General features: G+C 41.3%; 14 protein-coding genes. 3 read left to right on the top strand and 11 right to left on the bottom strand.

Going from position 1 to position 16,845, the window contains the following annotated elements:
• Positions 1-105: 105 nt before the first annotated feature.
• The 4 genes from O3607_RS06820 to O3607_RS06805 form a co-directional block, all read right to left on the bottom strand.
• On the bottom strand, positions 106-1,032 hold the full coding sequence (locus O3607_RS06820) for a DUF3829 domain-containing protein (protein WP_178884253.1): 927 nt from the start codon (positions 1,030-1,032) through the stop codon (positions 106-108).
• 147 nt (positions 1,033-1,179) lie between these two features.
• A complete protein-coding gene (locus O3607_RS06815) occupies positions 1,180-1,815 on the bottom strand; it encodes a DUF805 domain-containing protein (protein ID WP_024066823.1) in 636 nt (211 codons plus the stop codon).
• Positions 1,816-2,033: 218 nt separating this feature from the next.
• Positions 2,034-2,603, bottom strand: a complete 570-nt coding sequence (locus O3607_RS06810; protein ID WP_371443601.1) for a DUF805 domain-containing protein — start codon at positions 2,601-2,603, stop codon at positions 2,034-2,036.
• Position 2,604: 1 nt separating this feature from the next.
• The gene (locus tag O3607_RS06805; protein WP_287536479.1) at positions 2,605-3,528 is read right to left on the bottom strand and encodes a DUF805 domain-containing protein; all 924 of its coding nucleotides are present in this window, start codon (positions 3,526-3,528) and stop codon (positions 2,605-2,607) included.
• 166 nt (positions 3,529-3,694) lie between these two features.
• On the opposite strand from O3607_RS06805, the gene O3607_RS06800 reads away from it, so the two are divergent.
• A complete protein-coding gene (locus tag O3607_RS06800) occupies positions 3,695-3,985 on the top strand; it encodes a hypothetical protein (RefSeq protein ID WP_227283452.1) in 291 nt (96 codons plus the stop codon).
• Between the two features lie 138 nt (positions 3,986-4,123).
• On the opposite strand, the gene trpA is transcribed toward O3607_RS06800, so the two are convergent.
• The 6 genes from trpA to O3607_RS06770 all read right to left on the bottom strand — a co-directional run bounded on the left by trpA (position 4,124) and on the right by O3607_RS06770 (position 11,377).
• Positions 4,124-4,915: a tryptophan synthase subunit alpha gene (trpA, locus tag O3607_RS06795; protein WP_156719401.1), complete on the bottom strand. Its 792-nt coding sequence runs from the start codon at positions 4,913-4,915 to the stop codon at positions 4,124-4,126.
• Positions 4,908-6,101 carry a tryptophan synthase subunit beta gene (gene trpB / locus O3607_RS06790; protein ID WP_295804538.1) on the bottom strand — a complete coding sequence of 398 codons (1,194 nt, stop codon included), beginning with the start codon at positions 6,099-6,101 and terminating at the stop codon, positions 4,908-4,910. Before trpB ends, trpA begins: the two co-directional genes overlap by 8 nt.
• A gap of 138 nt (positions 6,102-6,239) precedes the next feature.
• Positions 6,240-7,739 carry a bifunctional indole-3-glycerol-phosphate synthase TrpC/phosphoribosylanthranilate isomerase TrpF gene (gene trpCF, locus O3607_RS06785; protein ID WP_371443600.1) on the bottom strand — a complete coding sequence of 500 codons (1,500 nt, stop codon included), beginning with the start codon at positions 7,737-7,739 and terminating at the stop codon, positions 6,240-6,242.
• 3 nt (positions 7,740-7,742) lie between these two features.
• Positions 7,743-8,753 carry an anthranilate phosphoribosyltransferase gene (gene trpD / locus O3607_RS06780; RefSeq protein WP_298633145.1) on the bottom strand — a complete coding sequence of 337 codons (1,011 nt, stop codon included), beginning with the start codon at positions 8,751-8,753 and terminating at the stop codon, positions 7,743-7,745.
• 588 nt (positions 8,754-9,341) lie between these two features.
• Positions 9,342-9,908 (bottom strand): aminodeoxychorismate/anthranilate synthase component II, encoded by a 567-nt coding sequence (locus O3607_RS06775; protein WP_119206233.1) that lies wholly within the window; start codon positions 9,906-9,908, stop codon positions 9,342-9,344.
• Entirely contained in the window at positions 9,908-11,377 is a 1,470-nt protein-coding gene (locus O3607_RS06770; protein ID WP_371443599.1) for an anthranilate synthase component I family protein, read from the bottom strand. Before O3607_RS06770 ends, O3607_RS06775 begins: the two co-directional genes overlap by 1 nt.
• Positions 11,378-11,963: 586 nt before the next feature.
• Between O3607_RS06770 and O3607_RS06765 the strand changes: the two genes are divergently transcribed.
• Positions 11,964-14,177 (top strand): sel1 repeat family protein, encoded by a 2,214-nt coding sequence (locus O3607_RS06765; RefSeq protein WP_371443598.1) that lies wholly within the window; start codon positions 11,964-11,966, stop codon positions 14,175-14,177.
• 49 nt (positions 14,178-14,226) lie between these two features.
• Complete coding sequence (locus O3607_RS06760; protein ID WP_371443597.1) at positions 14,227-15,405, top strand: MFS transporter; 1,179 nt, start codon at positions 14,227-14,229, stop codon at positions 15,403-15,405.
• Between the two features lie 184 nt (positions 15,406-15,589).
• On the opposite strand, the gene dcuC is transcribed toward O3607_RS06760, so the two are convergent.
• Entirely contained in the window at positions 15,590-16,843 is a 1,254-nt protein-coding gene (dcuC, locus tag O3607_RS06755; protein WP_371443596.1) for a C4-dicarboxylate transporter DcuC, read from the bottom strand.
• Positions 16,844-16,845: the final 2 nt, after the last annotated feature.

The raw sequence follows: 16,845 nt of genomic DNA, 5'->3' as shown, positions 1-16,845 counted from the left end.
GTTTGGTCTCTACTAAATCCGTCTGAGATGTGCCGTCTTTTTCAACGCAATATTCATATAATAGATAATTATAGAACTCAAACGGGGAAATTGTCAACAAGTAAACTATATACCTTCAGGTATATAAGCATCTTGTACTTTATCTAGTAATTTAAAATTCATCGGTGTCCGAGCTAGCTCATTATATTGTGAAATTACCTCATGATGTGTCTCAGCACTTTGTTCTGCTACAAATGCATCAATAGCCGCATCAAGATTCTTAGCTTGTTCAATCCGATTTTGTACCTCCACAGACGTAAACTTAGGTACAATTGCATTGGCTGCGTCCTTTTGAGCTTTCACCCATTGCACATCACTATTAGGCCCTCGCTCAATTATATGGCTAACAATATCACTATAGTACCCCATCATCTCTATCATATGAGCACCATTCACTTGACCATTCGAACGCATCAACTCAATATCTTTATTACGTTCTTTTTTATGAGCAGCCGCAACTGCCTCATTTAACGCTTCATATTTTGGTTCAAATACTTCTAATAACGCTGAAAGCTTAGCTAGTGTAGCTTGACTAAATGCATAATTATCTTTTTCATACTGCTTTGCTTTATAATACGAATCTAAAGCCTTTACATCGCTTACGATGTCATGCAAGATAGGCAATAGAGCATCTGTTGTGCTTTCAAGATCCTCGTATGAACGACCTGCCTCTTTAGCAGCTACTAGTTCCTGTTCAAGACGCTCATAATCCTGTACCTTAAAATCCGTTAGTGGTTCATTTGAACTTGCCTGTTGCCAGATTAGATCATATTGGCTACCGTATTTAACCTCATTGTAGTTAAACTCATTTGTAGCAGCCAAATAGAAGCGAAACACCCTCTTCGTTTCATCCTTTTTACTGTCTCTTGCTGATGAATCTTGACTATATTGCTTTAGATTATCTAAATTCCACTGACAACCACTAATACAACCTAATGTTACCATCACGCAGCAGACTATCCCTAAGCGACGCCACCAATTTATACCATTCATACACGCTCTCCTATATACGTTTAACCTCTAGTAAAACTATTGTATTAAAATAGTAGCACCAAAACAATATGCGACAATAAATAGACATCTAAATTAACTAAAAAAGAAACTCTCCCTATAGTGAAGCTATAAGGAGAGTTGTCATTTTTACATCACACTTGTTGTTAGTAATCGATCTACCAGGAACCACAGCACAAAGATTGCACATAGTAATCCTGCTGTAAGGCCTGTGGTAGGTGTAGCATCTATTAAGCCAATTTCATGAGCCATTTGTTTTGTAAGGATAACGTGCCCTGTTGGTAATCCAAAACGGTTTGTATGGCTTTCACCAGGAAGAGCCATTAACACTAACAATATAATTGTACCAATAACAGGAACGAGGCCCACAAAGACAAGTCCGCCAGAACGGCCTTGATCGTGCAAGCGTCGTACTGCAACAGCTACGCTAGGGATGACCATAACGACGGACATAAGTACAAGAATGACTAGCCCGAAACCAACGCCAACCACACTAGAGAGCGGACTGATATAACTCAAGAATGCACAAGTAAATAAAATAGCTACAAATAGCAATTGATACACCAAAAAGAAATTCCAATATTCACTACGACTGGCACGCCCTTCAAAGTCAGCGTATTTATAAACAAAACATTGTTTAAAGTTTTCAATCATGCCTAGACTATATTTATCTAACGAAATGGGTGCTTTACGAATACGTCCACAGTTTGGACAGTATCGTTCACTTTTTAACACCTCGTGTCCACAATAGGGACAAGGTCTCATACTAAACTCCTTCCATTCACAGCAGGAAACAGTGAAGCTCATAAAGTCCTGTTGTTCTTAACACATATAGTAACTTAGATATGTTGTAACGTAACCATATCTATATTTTTAAATTCATCTTGATTTCATTTTACTACAAAGTGTTATATTGTCTATAAAGGAGTTGTTAAACTTTTATAAAATAAAATAATAAGTATGCTATTTGATACAGGTTATTACTATATGTAGCCATTGGCATTAATGCCATACCATAATATATCACCGATAGTATCACCAAAGACGATGGATTTAAGAACAAAGATGGTAATGCCCATAACCCAGTCTTGTTTTCGAGATGGAGTTGCTTCAAGCCCTGTAGATTCACTTATATTCCTAGTAATAGGTATATAGGCAGTTCTTTCACCGTAACCATTCTCGCCTTCATCGCCTCGTTTCAATTCATAGTTCAAGAATATAAAGAAGCCTATAATGGGAATAAAGGAAATCAGTTGAGTCCAGCCGCTACGGCCAATATCATGCATACGTCGCGTTGTGATGGCAATATTGGGAATCACAAAAAATAAAGTGACTAACAACCTAATCGTATCAATAATAGACTCGAAGTTATAAAGACCAATACCTTTACAAAGAATGGCTACGCCCCCTAGTGTTCCTTGAACCATCATCATTCCAGCCATGAATCGCCAGTATTCACTACGGCTCGCACGACCTTTAAAATTGGCGTAGTTTTTGATGCCTAGCACGAAGGCATCGGTATAGTTTAAATCATATACATTTACAGATGCCATACTAGTCCTCCTCAAACTCTTCAAAACCAACGATTTTCCAACCGTTACCCACACTATATAAACGTACTAACATAGATGGTCTTTTATCTACAAAGTCCACTCTATATCCGATATAATCCACAATTACATCATCATCAATATCTTGAGACACATAATCTAATTGTATAGATTCAACAGCAGAACGTTGTTCCTTTGCCTTAGCCTGTTGCCAAAGATCAAAGGTGCCATATCGTTCCATTTCACGACTACTCAATTCTCGATACGCACTATGATAATCCCCATTCGCAAGTGCTTGGTAATACTCTTTCACAACTAGATAACCTTCTGTTGTAGCAGAATCACTACGTAGTAAACGGTTTGCTTTTTTGGTAAAAGCACCTTGTCCTAAATTACCAAAGGCTGTTTCTTCTACCATATAATTATGCCCCATCATAGATGTCCCTACACTGCTAGTAACCCAACCTAAAACAAGGATAGCCACGATGAATACACCCGAAATTGATTTCTTTTCCTTTATACTTGTTTCTGCAGATATCTGTTCATTAGTTACGTTTACTTCTTGTGTTGGAGCCGACCGTTTACATAATAGGTAGAGCAAAACCAACCATCCTAAAATAGGAACAAAGACAAGAATCATCAATGTTGGATCATTATTAGAATCACGCAACCGTCTTGCTACTAGCATAATAGTCGGCAATGTTAATAATACCGTCAATGCAGTCAATACGCCGCCCCCTAAGGATATAGCATATAGAAATCCATAAGGAATGAAGGTAGCAAGACCTGCTATGAATGTAACTAGACCGTATACAAAGGTCATAGCACTTATGGTAAGCCAAAAATCGGCTGTCGTTGTTCGTCCTTTACCATTTGCATAGTTTTCTACTAGCTCGCGATAGAGGATTTCATATACTCTCTGTTTCATAAAACTCCTACTATATTTAGATATGATACAAACTTAGATAATCCTATTATACTATGCTTTATCAAGGCAAACATTTCATTTCTTCTTCATTAATTTTACCTATACTAATAATATATTTTTTACAACTAAAATTCGTGCAATTAAGTTTGTATAGGAGATAATACTTATGAACGCTAAATTGACTAAAGTAGTAGCTATGGCCAGCTTGGCAGCATTCTTAACAGTAGGCATTGGTGCTAATGTAGCGCAAGCCAAAGATTACCACTTCCAAATTGGTGAAAACCATCGCATGGTAAAGAACGATGATGGCACAGTGGACAGCAGTGCTCATCCATGGTTCAAACCAGATCAAAAGAAATATAGAAAACATAAAATTTCTGAACGTGAAAAACATGATAAAAATGCCACTGCTAAACGCAGTGAACAACATCAACGTTCCGAATCTACAAACGGCTAATCATTCCCCTTTCATAACTGGTTATCCAGTCATATAACACATAACTAAACTAACTAACCTAAAAAGGACGCTATACACATGTATAACGTCCTTTTTAGTATGTATTGTATTATCTATTTTATTATGCAGTAGCTGTTATTATGCGTCAGCTTTTAGTACAGCTTGTTTCATAGATTGTACGTAGTCAAATAATGCTTGGTCTGCATGTTCACCATGTTCTGCCACGATTTTAACGATAGCAGAGCCTACGATAGCACCGTCAGATACACGAGCCATTGCTTCCGCTTGTTCAGGTTTAGAAATACCAAAACCAACGGCTACAGGAATATCTGTATATTTGCGAATCGTCTCAACAATGGATTTAATATCCGTTTTGATTTCGCTACGCATACCTGTAACACCGAGGGAGGATACGCAGTACACAAAGCCTTCTGCGTCTTTTGCGATCATTTCGATGCGGTTTTCAGATGTAGGAGCGATCAAGGATACCACTTCAACGCCGTGTTTATTAGCTACACTCCCGAGTTCCCCTTTTTCTTCAAACGGCATATCTGGCACGATGACACCAGAGATACCAACCTCTTCGCAGAGGGTAAAGAATTTTTCACGGCCGAATACATAGATAGGGTTCAAATAGGTCATGAACACGAGTGGTACTGTCACTGCATCATCTCCACTACGCAAACGACGCACCATATCAAAGATATCGTGAATTTTTACGCCTGTAGATAATGCGCGTGTGCTCGCTTCCTGGATAACTGGACCTTCCGCTGTTGGATCGGAGAAAGGAATACCAATTTCTACCATGTCGGCGCCGGCTTTCACCATGACGCGAATATAACGTTCTGTATTCTCGATGCCATGATCACCAGCGCTGATGAATGGGATGAATGCCTTACCCTTTGTGAAAGCGTCTTTAATTTTACTCATGAAGATCCACCCCTCTATATTTCGCCATAGCCGCTACGTCTTTGTCACCGCGACCAGATAAACAAATAATAATGATATCGTCCTTGCTCATAGTAGGCGCAATTTTACGTGCATGTGCCACTGCATGAGCACTTTCAATAGCTGGAATAATGCCCTCTAAGCGAGACAAGTATTCGAAAGCATCTACTGCTTCGTCATCCGTTACAGGTACGTATTCAGCGCGACCGCTATCATGCAAGTACGCATGTTCAGGACCGATACCAGGGTAATCAAGACCTGCGGAGATAGAATATACTGGAGCAATTTGGCCGTCTTCGTCTTGGCAGAAATAGGATTTCATACCATGAAAGATACCAACAGAGCCCTTCGCAATTGTTGCTGCATGTTCCTCTGTATCAACACCACGACCAGCTGCTTCACAACCGATAAGGCGAACCCCTTCATCAGGAATGAAGTGATAGAACATACCCATCGCATTGGAACCGCCACCTACACAAGCCATAACAGCTGTTGGCAATTTGCCTTCTGCTTCAAGGATTTGCTCACGCGCTTCACGGCTGATGATAGATTGGAAGTCACGAACGATCATAGGGAATGGATGAGCGCCCATAACAGAGCCCAATACATAGTGCGTATCGGACATGCGGTTTGTCCATTCGCGCAACGCTTCAGAAACAGCATCTTTTAATGTGCTAGTACCACTTGTTACAGGATGCACCTTAGTACCTAATAACTCCATACGGTATACGTTAAGCGCTTGACGTTCACAGTCTTCAGCACCCATGTATACTTCACATTCCATGCCCATCAACGCAGCAATAGTAGCTGTTGCTACACCATGTTGACCTGCGCCAGTTTCAGCAATAACGCGAGTTTTACCCATCCGTTTTGCCAATAACATTTGGCCGATTACATTGTTCAATTTGTGGGAACCAGTATGGTTCAAATCTTCACGTTTCAAATAAATTTTGGCGCCACCAAGGTCTTTTGTCATGCGATCTGCATAGTATAAAAGGGATGGACGACCTGTATATTTTTTATGTAAATCCTCGAGTTCGCGCACGAAATCAGGATCATCTTTGTACTTGTTGTATGCCTCTTCCAATTCGATGACTGCATTCATCAATGTTTCTGGCATAAATTGGCCACCGAAGGAGCCAAAATAACCATGTCTTTGTTCACTCATATAACTTACCTTTCCATATGCCATTCCTACTAGCACGCCTGTATAGCGTTACTATTGGCATCTATCTCAACAATCGATGAATTCCATCGGATGTGCCTAAAATATTATTATATCTTAGATTTATGTATTTTTTGTGATTTAGTGAGCTATTGTTCTCACAATGTTGGTAAAAGCTTTAATCTTCTCATCGTCCTTCACGCCATCTGTTTCAATACCGCTACTAATATCTATACCGTAAGGGCGAACTGTGCGAATAGCACGCGCCACGTTAGTACTGTCGATACCACCAGCGAGCATAAATGGACGTTCAAACTCATCTAAGCAAGACCAGTCGAACACTTCGCCCGTACCACCTCGTTCATCCTTATGATACGCATCAAATAATAGCATATCCGCACTACTATCGATCCACGCCTCTGCATCTGCAGCGCTGCGGATTTGAACAGCCTTCCAAACCTCTACATCTGTTTTCTCTTTGAGAGCTTGGATGAAAGCTTCATCTTCATCGCCGTGCAATTGCACTGCGTCAAGATTAACCTCATTTGCGATTGCCACAAGGTTATCTACTGTTTCATTTACAAAAACGCCTACCGTTTTAATGTTCTCAAAATTAGGATTTTCTTGGACAAATTTCTTACTATCTTGTGCTGTTTCAGCATTCATTGGCGCTTCAACTGCACCATATGTTTTTGCGTATTGTTTATGAAGTTCTTCCACTAATGTTTTAGCTTGGTCTACCGTCACTTGTCGTTTGCTCGGTGCAAATACAAGGCCCATGTAGTCTGGCTTTACATCTACAATAGCCGGAATTGTTTCTACTTTAGAGATGCCACACATCTTAACCTTTGGCGTGTAGTATGTGGGGCCATAAAGATATGCCAACTTTTCAACCTTGTTAGGAGAACGCATGAAGGTTTCCCCCATCAAGGCCACTCCAATATTATTATCTCGCAATACTTGGATATCCTCTGGTGTTTCTAGACCGCTTTCAGATACAAAGATTACATCGTCTTCAACGAGATTACGCAAGCGTACACTATTTTGTACATCAACCGTAAAGTCTTTCAAATTGCGGTTATTAACGCCAATAATGCGGGCACCGCAATCGATGGCCATTTGCACTTCGTGCTCGTCATGGGCCTCTACTAAAGAGGATAAACCAAGAGAATCGGCTAACTCGCGGAACTTTGTTAATGTCGGTACATCGAGGCATGCGCAGATTAATAGGATTGCACTAGCGCCCCACACCTTCGCTTGGTAGATTTGGTATTCATCGATGATGAAGTCTTTGCGTAGTACAGGGATTTTTACGGTGCTAGCAATTTCTTGTAAATATTTTTTGTCACCCTTAAAGAAGTCTGGCTCAGTCAATACAGAGATGGCTGCTGCCCCAGCTACTTCATATTCTTTTGCGATGTCTAAATATGGGAAATGCTCAGCGATAATCCCCTTTGAAGGGGACGCCTTCTTTACTTCACAAATGAAGTTAAAGTCTTGCTGGCGAAGGGCTGCTTCAAAAGGAAATCCTGTATCAGATGGTAACGCTAAGGCCGCTGCTTTCACAGCCTCAAGCGTTTCCACCTCTTTTTCTTTGGCCACTCGAATTTTAGTAGCCTCTACAATCTTATCTAAAATCAATGGTTATACCTCTTGTGTTGCTTTCACAAACTGTTCCATTGTAGCAAGCGCCTTGCCAGAGTCGATCATGTTTTTCGCCTCTTCAATGCCCTCTGCTAATGTAATGCCATCTTTTGCAAGGTAAATCGCCATACCAGCGTTGAGAAGAACCGCTGTGCGTTTACCGCCTTGCTCACCACCGAGAACACGGCGTGTAATCTCAGCATTTACTGTTGCGTCGCCACCTTCAAGCTCAGTTTTATCAGCGTATTCGAAACCATAGTCCTTAGGATCGAATTCATAGCTTGTGAAAGTACCATTATTAATTTCGCATACGTACGTTTTGTTGGTAGCCGTAATTTCATCAAGGCCATCAAAGCCGTGTACAACTGCGCCACGTTTAACGCCAAGATTAGCCAATACGCGAGCCAATGGTTCTACTAAAGATTTATCGTACACGCCCATCAACTCTACAGTAGCGCCTGCTGGGTTCGCCAAAGGTCCGAGGATGTTGAATACAGTACGAACACCTAACGCTTTACGTACAGGGCCTGCATATTTCATAGCTTGGTGGTATACAGGAGCAAACATGAAGCACATATTTGCTTTGTTGAGGACTGCCTCATTTTGTTCACCATTAAGCTCTAACTTAGCGCCTAATGCTTCAATCAAGTCAGCAGCGCCACATTTACTAGATACACTGCGGTTACCATGCTTTGCTACAGGAATACCTGCGGCAGAAATGATAAAACCAGAAGTAGTAGAAATATTGAACGTATTCGCTTCGTCGCCGCCAGTACCTACGATTTCCACAACAGTACCTTCATGAGGTACAGAACCAGCCTTCTCGCGCATAACCTCAGCAAAGGCTGTAACCTCATCTACAGTAGGTCCCTTTGCCGCCAAGGCGCATAAGAAACCAGCCATAGGCACCTCAGCCACCTCGCCGCTCATAATCTTGTTCATTGTATCTTTAGCAAGATCGTAGGATAAATCTTGACCATGCGTTACTGCATATAATGCGTCTTTAATCATTTTATAGCTCCTTACTTGTTGTTCATTTTCTTTGATTCCACGTTAATAGGGCATATACCTGCCTTAATGCTACATGTGATTCACGTGGACCTATGCCCTCCACTGGCCGGGTCTGACTACGTCCTGCGGCCTTCGCAGGGCCAAAGTCGGGCCTAGAACCCCGTGAACTCACATAAACACTAGAACACTTAATCTTTTATATGCCCTACTCATTGTCACACGCACAATAAAATGAACAACAATTCAATATCTCTTAAATGATCCTGCGCATTATATGGAGTAACGCACAGGTCATCCCTTTATCGGGAGAGTGGGAATGGTGGTGCTACGCACCACCATTTTCTTATATTAGGGGTTCTGGTTCGCATATTTCTTTAGAAAAATATAGTTACTGTTCGATATATGTATTGTAGAGGGCTATTATAGGTACTACCAAGATTGAGTTGGCAGGAAATAAGGTCTTAAGGAACGACTTGGCGGGCCCACGTAGTGGGGCGTTGGCCACTCGGAGTTCCGAGAGACCTTATTTCTGCTCTATCCGTTCTAGAGCCTAATAATAGTCCCTCGAATACCTAAATTAGACAGTGGTTATTTTTCTAAGAAATTGCGAATCATTTGTTCCCCGTTCGGTGTCATGATGGATTCCGGATGGAATTGCACTCCGTAGATTGGGTAGTCTTTGTGTTCTACGCTCATTACTTCGCCGTCGTCTGTAATGGATGTAACGATGAGTTCGCTTGGCATGGTTTCGTCAATAATTGCCAAGGAGTGGTAGCGAGCCACCTCGAATTGTTCAGGTACGCCTTTTAGGATTTTAGATGGGTGCACTTGTTTGGCTACGCTTTGTTTGCCGTGCATCACTTGTTTTGCATAGGATACGGTCCCGCCAAATACTTCGCCGATGGCTTGGTGACCGAGGCATACGCCGAGGATTGGGAATTCGCCTTTGCATTCGCGCAATAGGTCTTCGTATACGCCCGCATCAGCTGGTCTGCCAGGTCCTGGTGAAAGTATCACGTAATCTGGTTTTAAAGCACGGATTTCTTCAACTGTTAATTCATCGCTGCGGATGACTTTAATGTCTGGATCGATAGAGCCTACTAATTGGTATAAATTGAAGGAGAAGCTATCGTAATTATCTATAAGGAGTACCATTATTCTACCTCCTGTGCATCTGTAATTGCGGAAATCATGGATTGGCCTTTGATCAAGGTTTCGTTATATTCACTAGCAGGTACGCTATCGCGAACGATACCTGCGCCAGCGCGAACATAGACCTTACCGCCTTTATTCATAGCCATACGGATACCGATACATACGTCCATGTTACCGGAGAAATCAATGTAACCTACAGCGCCGCCGTATACGCCACGCGGGCTTTTTTCTAGTTCGTGTAAGATTTCGATAGCACGAATTTTAGGAGCCCCGGACAATGTACCTGCTGGCAATGTAGCCCCGATGGCATCGAGAGCATCTTTACCGTCTTGAATGTCGCCACTTACAGTAGATGTAATGTGGATTACATGAGAGAAACGTTGCAACATATGTAACGCCTCTACTTGTACGGAACCGAATTTAGCAATTTTACCTAGGTCATTACGGCCAAGGTCAACGAGCATGTTATGTTCAGCCAACTCTTTCTCGTCGTTAATGAGTTTTTCTTCAATAGCGAGGTCCTCTGCTTCGGTTTTACCGCGGCGCATAGTACCTGCAATTGGGAAGGTATACATTTTACCGTCTGTCAATTTTACCAATGTTTCTGGAGAAGCACCTGTAAGCTCTACATCGCCACCAGATAGGTAAAACATGTATGGAGATGGGTTCAATGTACGCAATACGCGGTACGCATTTAACAAGCTGCCATCGAACTCAGCTTCACGGCGGTTAGATACAACACATTGGAAGATATCCCCTTCCTTGATGTAATGTTGTGTCTTTTTAACAACTGCTTCAAACTCATCCTTTGTAAATTCAGAAGTGAACTCTGTTTTAAGAATACCTTTTGGAACATCTGCCTCTTTGCCGTTTACTACGAGATCAGCTAATGCTTTTAATTCGAGCTCAGCCTTGTTGTAGTTACGTTCTAAATCATTTGTGCTGATGTTAGCAATCAGGTAGATTTTGTTTTTGTAATGGTCGAATGCGATTACCTTATCGAAGAGCATAAGGTCTACATCGTTTACCATCGCAGGGTCATCATCTGGTGTTGGGAAATCGAGGGTTGGCTCGATATAGCGGATATATTCGCAAGCAAAGTAACCTACAAAGCCACCTGTAAAGGTTGGTAATTCTTCTAAGCGAGGGCTTTTATATTGGCTCAAAATATTGCGAATCTCTGCAGCTGGGTCTGAACAATCAAAGGTACGTGTTGTACCGTCTTTGATAGTCATTTGATGATTTTTGCAGAAGAGCTCAATCTTAGAATCATAGCCCAAGAAGGAGTAACGGCCCCAATGATTACTATTATCCGCACTTTCAAGCAAGTACGTATGACTGCTCACTTGTTTTAACGCTTTCAACACGCTAATCGGTGTGCGTACGTCGGATAAAATTTCCATATATACAGGCACGATATCGTAGCCCGGTGCGATAGCTTTCACACGGTCTAAACTAGGAAAAATCATGAGAACCTCCATCTGGCAGTTGCCAATAAAAAAACTCGCCCATGACAATGTAACGTCAAGGACGAGTCTATAGTTCTATTTTTACAAGAGTATTAGAAAATACTTGTATTATGCTATAAATCGCGGTACCACCTTGTTTGAATGCAGCGCATTCCTCTTTCGCAGGATACTAACATATCCCTCACGACTAACGCTCGTGTGACGTCGCACCATACTAGGAATGAAATTCATTCTGTTCCATGCGCCCTCGGTGGTCCATTTAATAAGCTGCGTACTACGGGTTCTCAGCTAATCCCGCTCTCTGTGAGTGCATTTCCTATTTTTATCTCCACCTCATCGGTTTCTTTTAGGCGAGTATAAAATTATAATCTGATTATAATGTTTCTATAGAATGAAAGTCAAGGAGAATCTTAACTTTCCAAAAGCTATGTAAACATAATCAATACAAATATCTAAAATTGAATATATCCTCTCTCAAGCAGTCAAGAAATTCAGAACATTTATATTGTTTTCCCCTAAACACTAATAGTATACTGAAACTACATATGTTATCAGCTTCTACTGATTATTATGCGGAGGAGAGAGTATGAGTTTTTATTTCACTGATCAAATACAGCAGTCTTTCAATAAAATATTCCACCAGTGTAATAAAGATATAGCTTGGGCGGGCAAAGCTGAGCTTGATGCCCTTGTGAAACTTGACGAGGAAGGCCAAAAGATTCCAGGTATTGGCGATGTGTATGCTATTTTGGCACGCGTCTATTCTGGCCCTCAGTTCACCTGGATTGAAGCAGGTTTCCCCGAGGATGATACTAAGGCGTATAGTTATTTACATACGGCTATTCGCAAAGGCAGTGCCATCGCTATTTTACAGGCTATGCGTACCTCTGGTGCCCTTACACCTACTATTGAAAAAGAGTTGCCTATGACGAAGGACCAAGCATTCCAGCGCGTCTATGAGGGCGCCCAAAAAGGTTGTTCCTACTGTGCCTACGCCATTGCCAATGTATTCCAATGGGGCGATTACCGCCTCTTGCCATCTGCACGAAAGATAGTTAATGAAGGTGAACCATCTGGTGTTGTCCATTTTTTTAAATCTTTATTTGTACAAGTAGATCAACGTAGATTGGCAAATAAAGTAACGGCCATTGCGCAGCAATGGTTACATAAATCTGCAGCGGCAGGTCTTGTCATTGCGTACCGCAACTTGCGCCTTACCTATGCCGAGCAAAATAATAAGGCAATGGAAGAACAAGTTATTTTTGAAGGGGCTGCAGCAGATTTGCCACTCATGATGTATTTAGCAGGCGATATTTGTAAGTCTCGCGGGGAGCATGAACGAGCGCTCGAATATTTTGAGCGCGGTGCCGCCATGAATAATGGCATGTGTTTGCGTGAAGCTGCCGAGTACTATGCAAAACCTTGTGAGTCTAACAAAAGAATCCCTCAGAATATTCAAAAGGCCCTCAGATACTACGAGCGTGCTGCTATAAGCCCAGATTATTTAGACTTTAACGACCACGCTTATGTTACAATGCAAGCCATCATTCTTCGCACATTGAATATCGATGGTCAGTCTCAAGACTGGTCTCGCATCGCTCACTTATTACAACAACCAGCTATTTACACTCTCGATGGTATTTGGCCATATCTCGCTTATGTATTTACTTTCAAAAAAGGTAATACCCCTGCCATAAGAACCGCCATAGAGTGCGTCAATCAGGCTAGCAAATGTTACGATAGATACGGTAGTTATGACTATGCGAACCATCTATGGCAACTGGCCGCCGGCTATTGCTACGAAATTGGGGCCATGACAAAAGAACCTGATTTAGACCAAGCCGTTACGTTCTACGAGCATGCTCGTGAAAGCATCAATCGTCTCAACACAATAAATGATAATTGTTTTGGTACTGGTAAGCCGTTGGCAATTCCTGACGAAGCCTCTGAACGATTAGAAGCCTTTGAACTCGTTGATGGACACTATCAGTACAAAGAAGGCATACAGCAATCTTCTACAACATGTAATCCTATGCCACCTGCATGGCCTCAAAACTCCGTAGATGTATTAGAAATCTTCGAGGACTCTACTACTGGTTGGCGTACTAATAAATACGACTGGAATTTCATCGAGCGCGAATGGGATACACAAAAATACCTCAGTTTTATCATCTATGATAACCGCCAATCCATAGAAAACGTAATTTACGATGTGTACAGTATCGTTATGTTCCATAATGAAGACAAAAACTCCTGTACTATCTATCTATACGGCTACATTGAGGATACTAGCAGACAGGATGAAAACGTGGATCCTAGGGTATATGAAATGAGATACTTTAAAGAAATGTCCATTCCTGAAGGTCTCGCATTAATTAAAAACTTCTATGATAATGCTACATTACCTGTTATTGATGAAAGCTGGGAGAAACAGTACAAAAACACTACGCCTCCACGAGAATATGTATTAACTTGTGACAACGATATCTTCTACCTCAATCAATATGAATATCCAAACCAAATGATTAAGGATGCCTTAGAAGGCGTAGCGAATGGCAAGTATAATATTATTGAGGTTCGCCCTTCTAGCCTTGATGAGCAATGTATTAGCTATTACATCGAGCGCGCAAAAGGTAAAAACTTACGCATTCGACTCTATGCCACTGTAGATGAGGACAACGAATATGGCTTTGAACGAGAGTCTTGCAACTTAACCTCCATCAACTACTGGATTCAGGAGTCTATAACAAGCAATAAACTTCCGGACTTAAGCGATTGGGATGAAATTAAAAAGAAATAAGCGTATTATTTTATTAAGAACGTACTAAGACTAAGAAAGGAGGGATGTTTTGGAAACGTGGAAACGAACGGTATACATCAGTTTAGTCTGTGTGTTCTGTACAGCCTTTGGTGTAAGCCAGTTAGCTCCAATTCTGCCTTTATACTTTCATGATTTAGGCGTGCAAACTCCAGAAGCTATGTCCTTATGGTCTGGGTTAGCCACTGGCGCAACCTATATAATCGTCTGCTTAGCAGCACCATTTTGGGGGCGTGTTGCGGACAAAAAAGGTCGTAAAATTACATTAATACGATCTAGCTTTGGCATGGCATTATGCAATGTATTAATTGCTTTTCAAACTACACCTGAAAGGGTTGTTTTAATCCGGCTCGTCCAAGGTCTAGTAAGTGGCTTTTACTCGGCATCAATTACATTAATAGCTTCAGAATCACCTATTGAGCGGACAGGTTGGGCCTTAGGATTATTAGCATCTGCTAATCTTGCTGGTTCACTAATAGGGCCTTTATTGGGTGGATATATTGCAGATACAGTAGGCATTCGCAATGACTTCATCATCGTCGGTACGCTCATGGGTTTAGCTGGTGTGCTGGCTACTATATTCATCCATGAAAATTATGTACCACAACCGAATCCTGAAAAACTTTCCATCCGTAAGTTGAAAGAGCAAATACCGGAATTTAATAGTATTGTCGCATTATGTGTAGCATCCTTTATCTATGCAATATGCATCATGTCCTTACAACCTGTTATCTCTGTATATATTAAGGGAATCGTTCCTAGTGATACAGAAAATCTAGCATTTATTGCAGGCGCTGTATTCTCCGCTATGGGTATTGCTCAACTTATGAGTAGTTCTCCACTAGGTAAATTAGTCGACAAGATTGGGCCACGGAAAGTATTAGTAGTATCTCTTATTTATGTAGGGATTCTAAATATCCCTCAAGCCTATGTTTCTGATGTATATCAACTTGCAATCATCAGGTTCCTACAAGGTTTTGGTTTAGGTGGCATGTTGCCTGCCTTAAACACTTACCTCTCTTCAAAAACACCTCGAGAATTTACAGGACAAGTATTTTCCTATAATCAGTCTTGTTTGTTTTTCGGGTATTTCTTAGGGTCTGTTGGTGGTGCCAGCCTTATGGCATGGCTAGGCTTTACTACCCTATTCTGGGTTAGTGGTGGCTTATTTATTATTTCTGCTCTCTGGATTGGCTTCAAACTTAAATAATAGAAAGACATATAAATAGAACCCTATCATGATTGAACTGCACCTCCAAAAATTGGACACAATTTTTGGGGTGCAGTTCATTTTGATCACAATAGGGTTCTTTTATTATGTATTCTAAAGTTTAACGTCTTTAATATACCTGTAATTTATGAATTTATAGTTTTACAGCTACATTTTAATCTAATCATAGTAACAACAGCATAATCACAACTGTAGCAACAATACATGGTACAGCATTGCGTTTCGCCATTTCCATAGGGTTAATACCTGCAAGGCCAGCAATGATGATACCTGCACCTGCTACTGGACTCATACTACGGCCGATGCCAGCACCCAATTGGGCCATGGAGCCGAGTTGCATAATGCCATAGCCAAAGTCTGCCGCATGAGGTGTTACAGCACCGTTAAACGCAAGGGCTGCTGCATTACCAGAACCAGAGATAACAGCTAATAAGAATGGACCAAAGGCTGCACCAATTTGAGCGATTTGTTGAGAGTTCTTCATACCATCAATGAGTGCATTTGTAAGTCCAATGTACTGCATACCCGCAGTAAAGGCTGCCGCCGCAGCCATAAGACCGACTACATCACACATGCCATCGCCAGTACCGCGGAAGAATTTCTTAACTGCTTCCGTTACATTAGGACGTACGGCAATAATACCAATAGCTGTACCAATGAGCATAGATACAGGAACAGAAATTTCAGGAATCACTGCTACTTGTTTACTACCGAGTACGAGTAATACAAGCGGAATAATTGGGATGATAGCATATAAATAATTTACTTTAAATTCTTTACCTTCTTCTTCGTTAGCATCTTTCAATACATATCCTGTATGCTCTTTCTTAACAATGGCAACAATATTAAGCAAAATAGCTGCTACGACAATGCCAATAATGGCTTGCATAGAGAAGCTCGCAATAACGGTCATTACGTCTTCACCTGCTAGTTGTGCTACTTGTGGGTTAAACATAAGACCTGGGCTCAATGCACTACCCCATGTACCTAAGAAAATAGCAGAGCCTGCCATCGCTGGATGCACACCGGAGCGAATAAGTGCAGGAATTAATAGAGCACCTACTGCAGCTGCACAGCCTGCCGCTGTAGGTAACGCAATATTAATCAAGAACGTAATAATAACAGCACCAGGAATGATGATTTTAGTCATTTTTTTAAGGCCTGCAGAGATGAAATATACCATGTGCTCTGTACATTTTGTATACTCCATAACATAACTAAAACCAAGCACTGTACAAATGGTTGGTACAAGCCCTGGATTTGTAAGTTCTTTTACAAAGGTTGTCGTACCAGCACTAAGCTGTCCACCAATAAAACACATTAATAAGCCCGATAATAACAACACAAGCCGTGTTTCAAACTGCTTAATAATGGCAATAAACGTTGCCACTACGATAACAATACCAGCAATAACCATAA

Source organism: Veillonella sp. 20925_1_51 (genome assembly GCF_041431445.1).
Taxonomy (GTDB): Bacteria; Bacillota; Negativicutes; order Veillonellales; family Veillonellaceae; genus Veillonella; species Veillonella nakazawae.
This window is presented reverse-complemented; position numbering and strand designations above follow the sequence as displayed.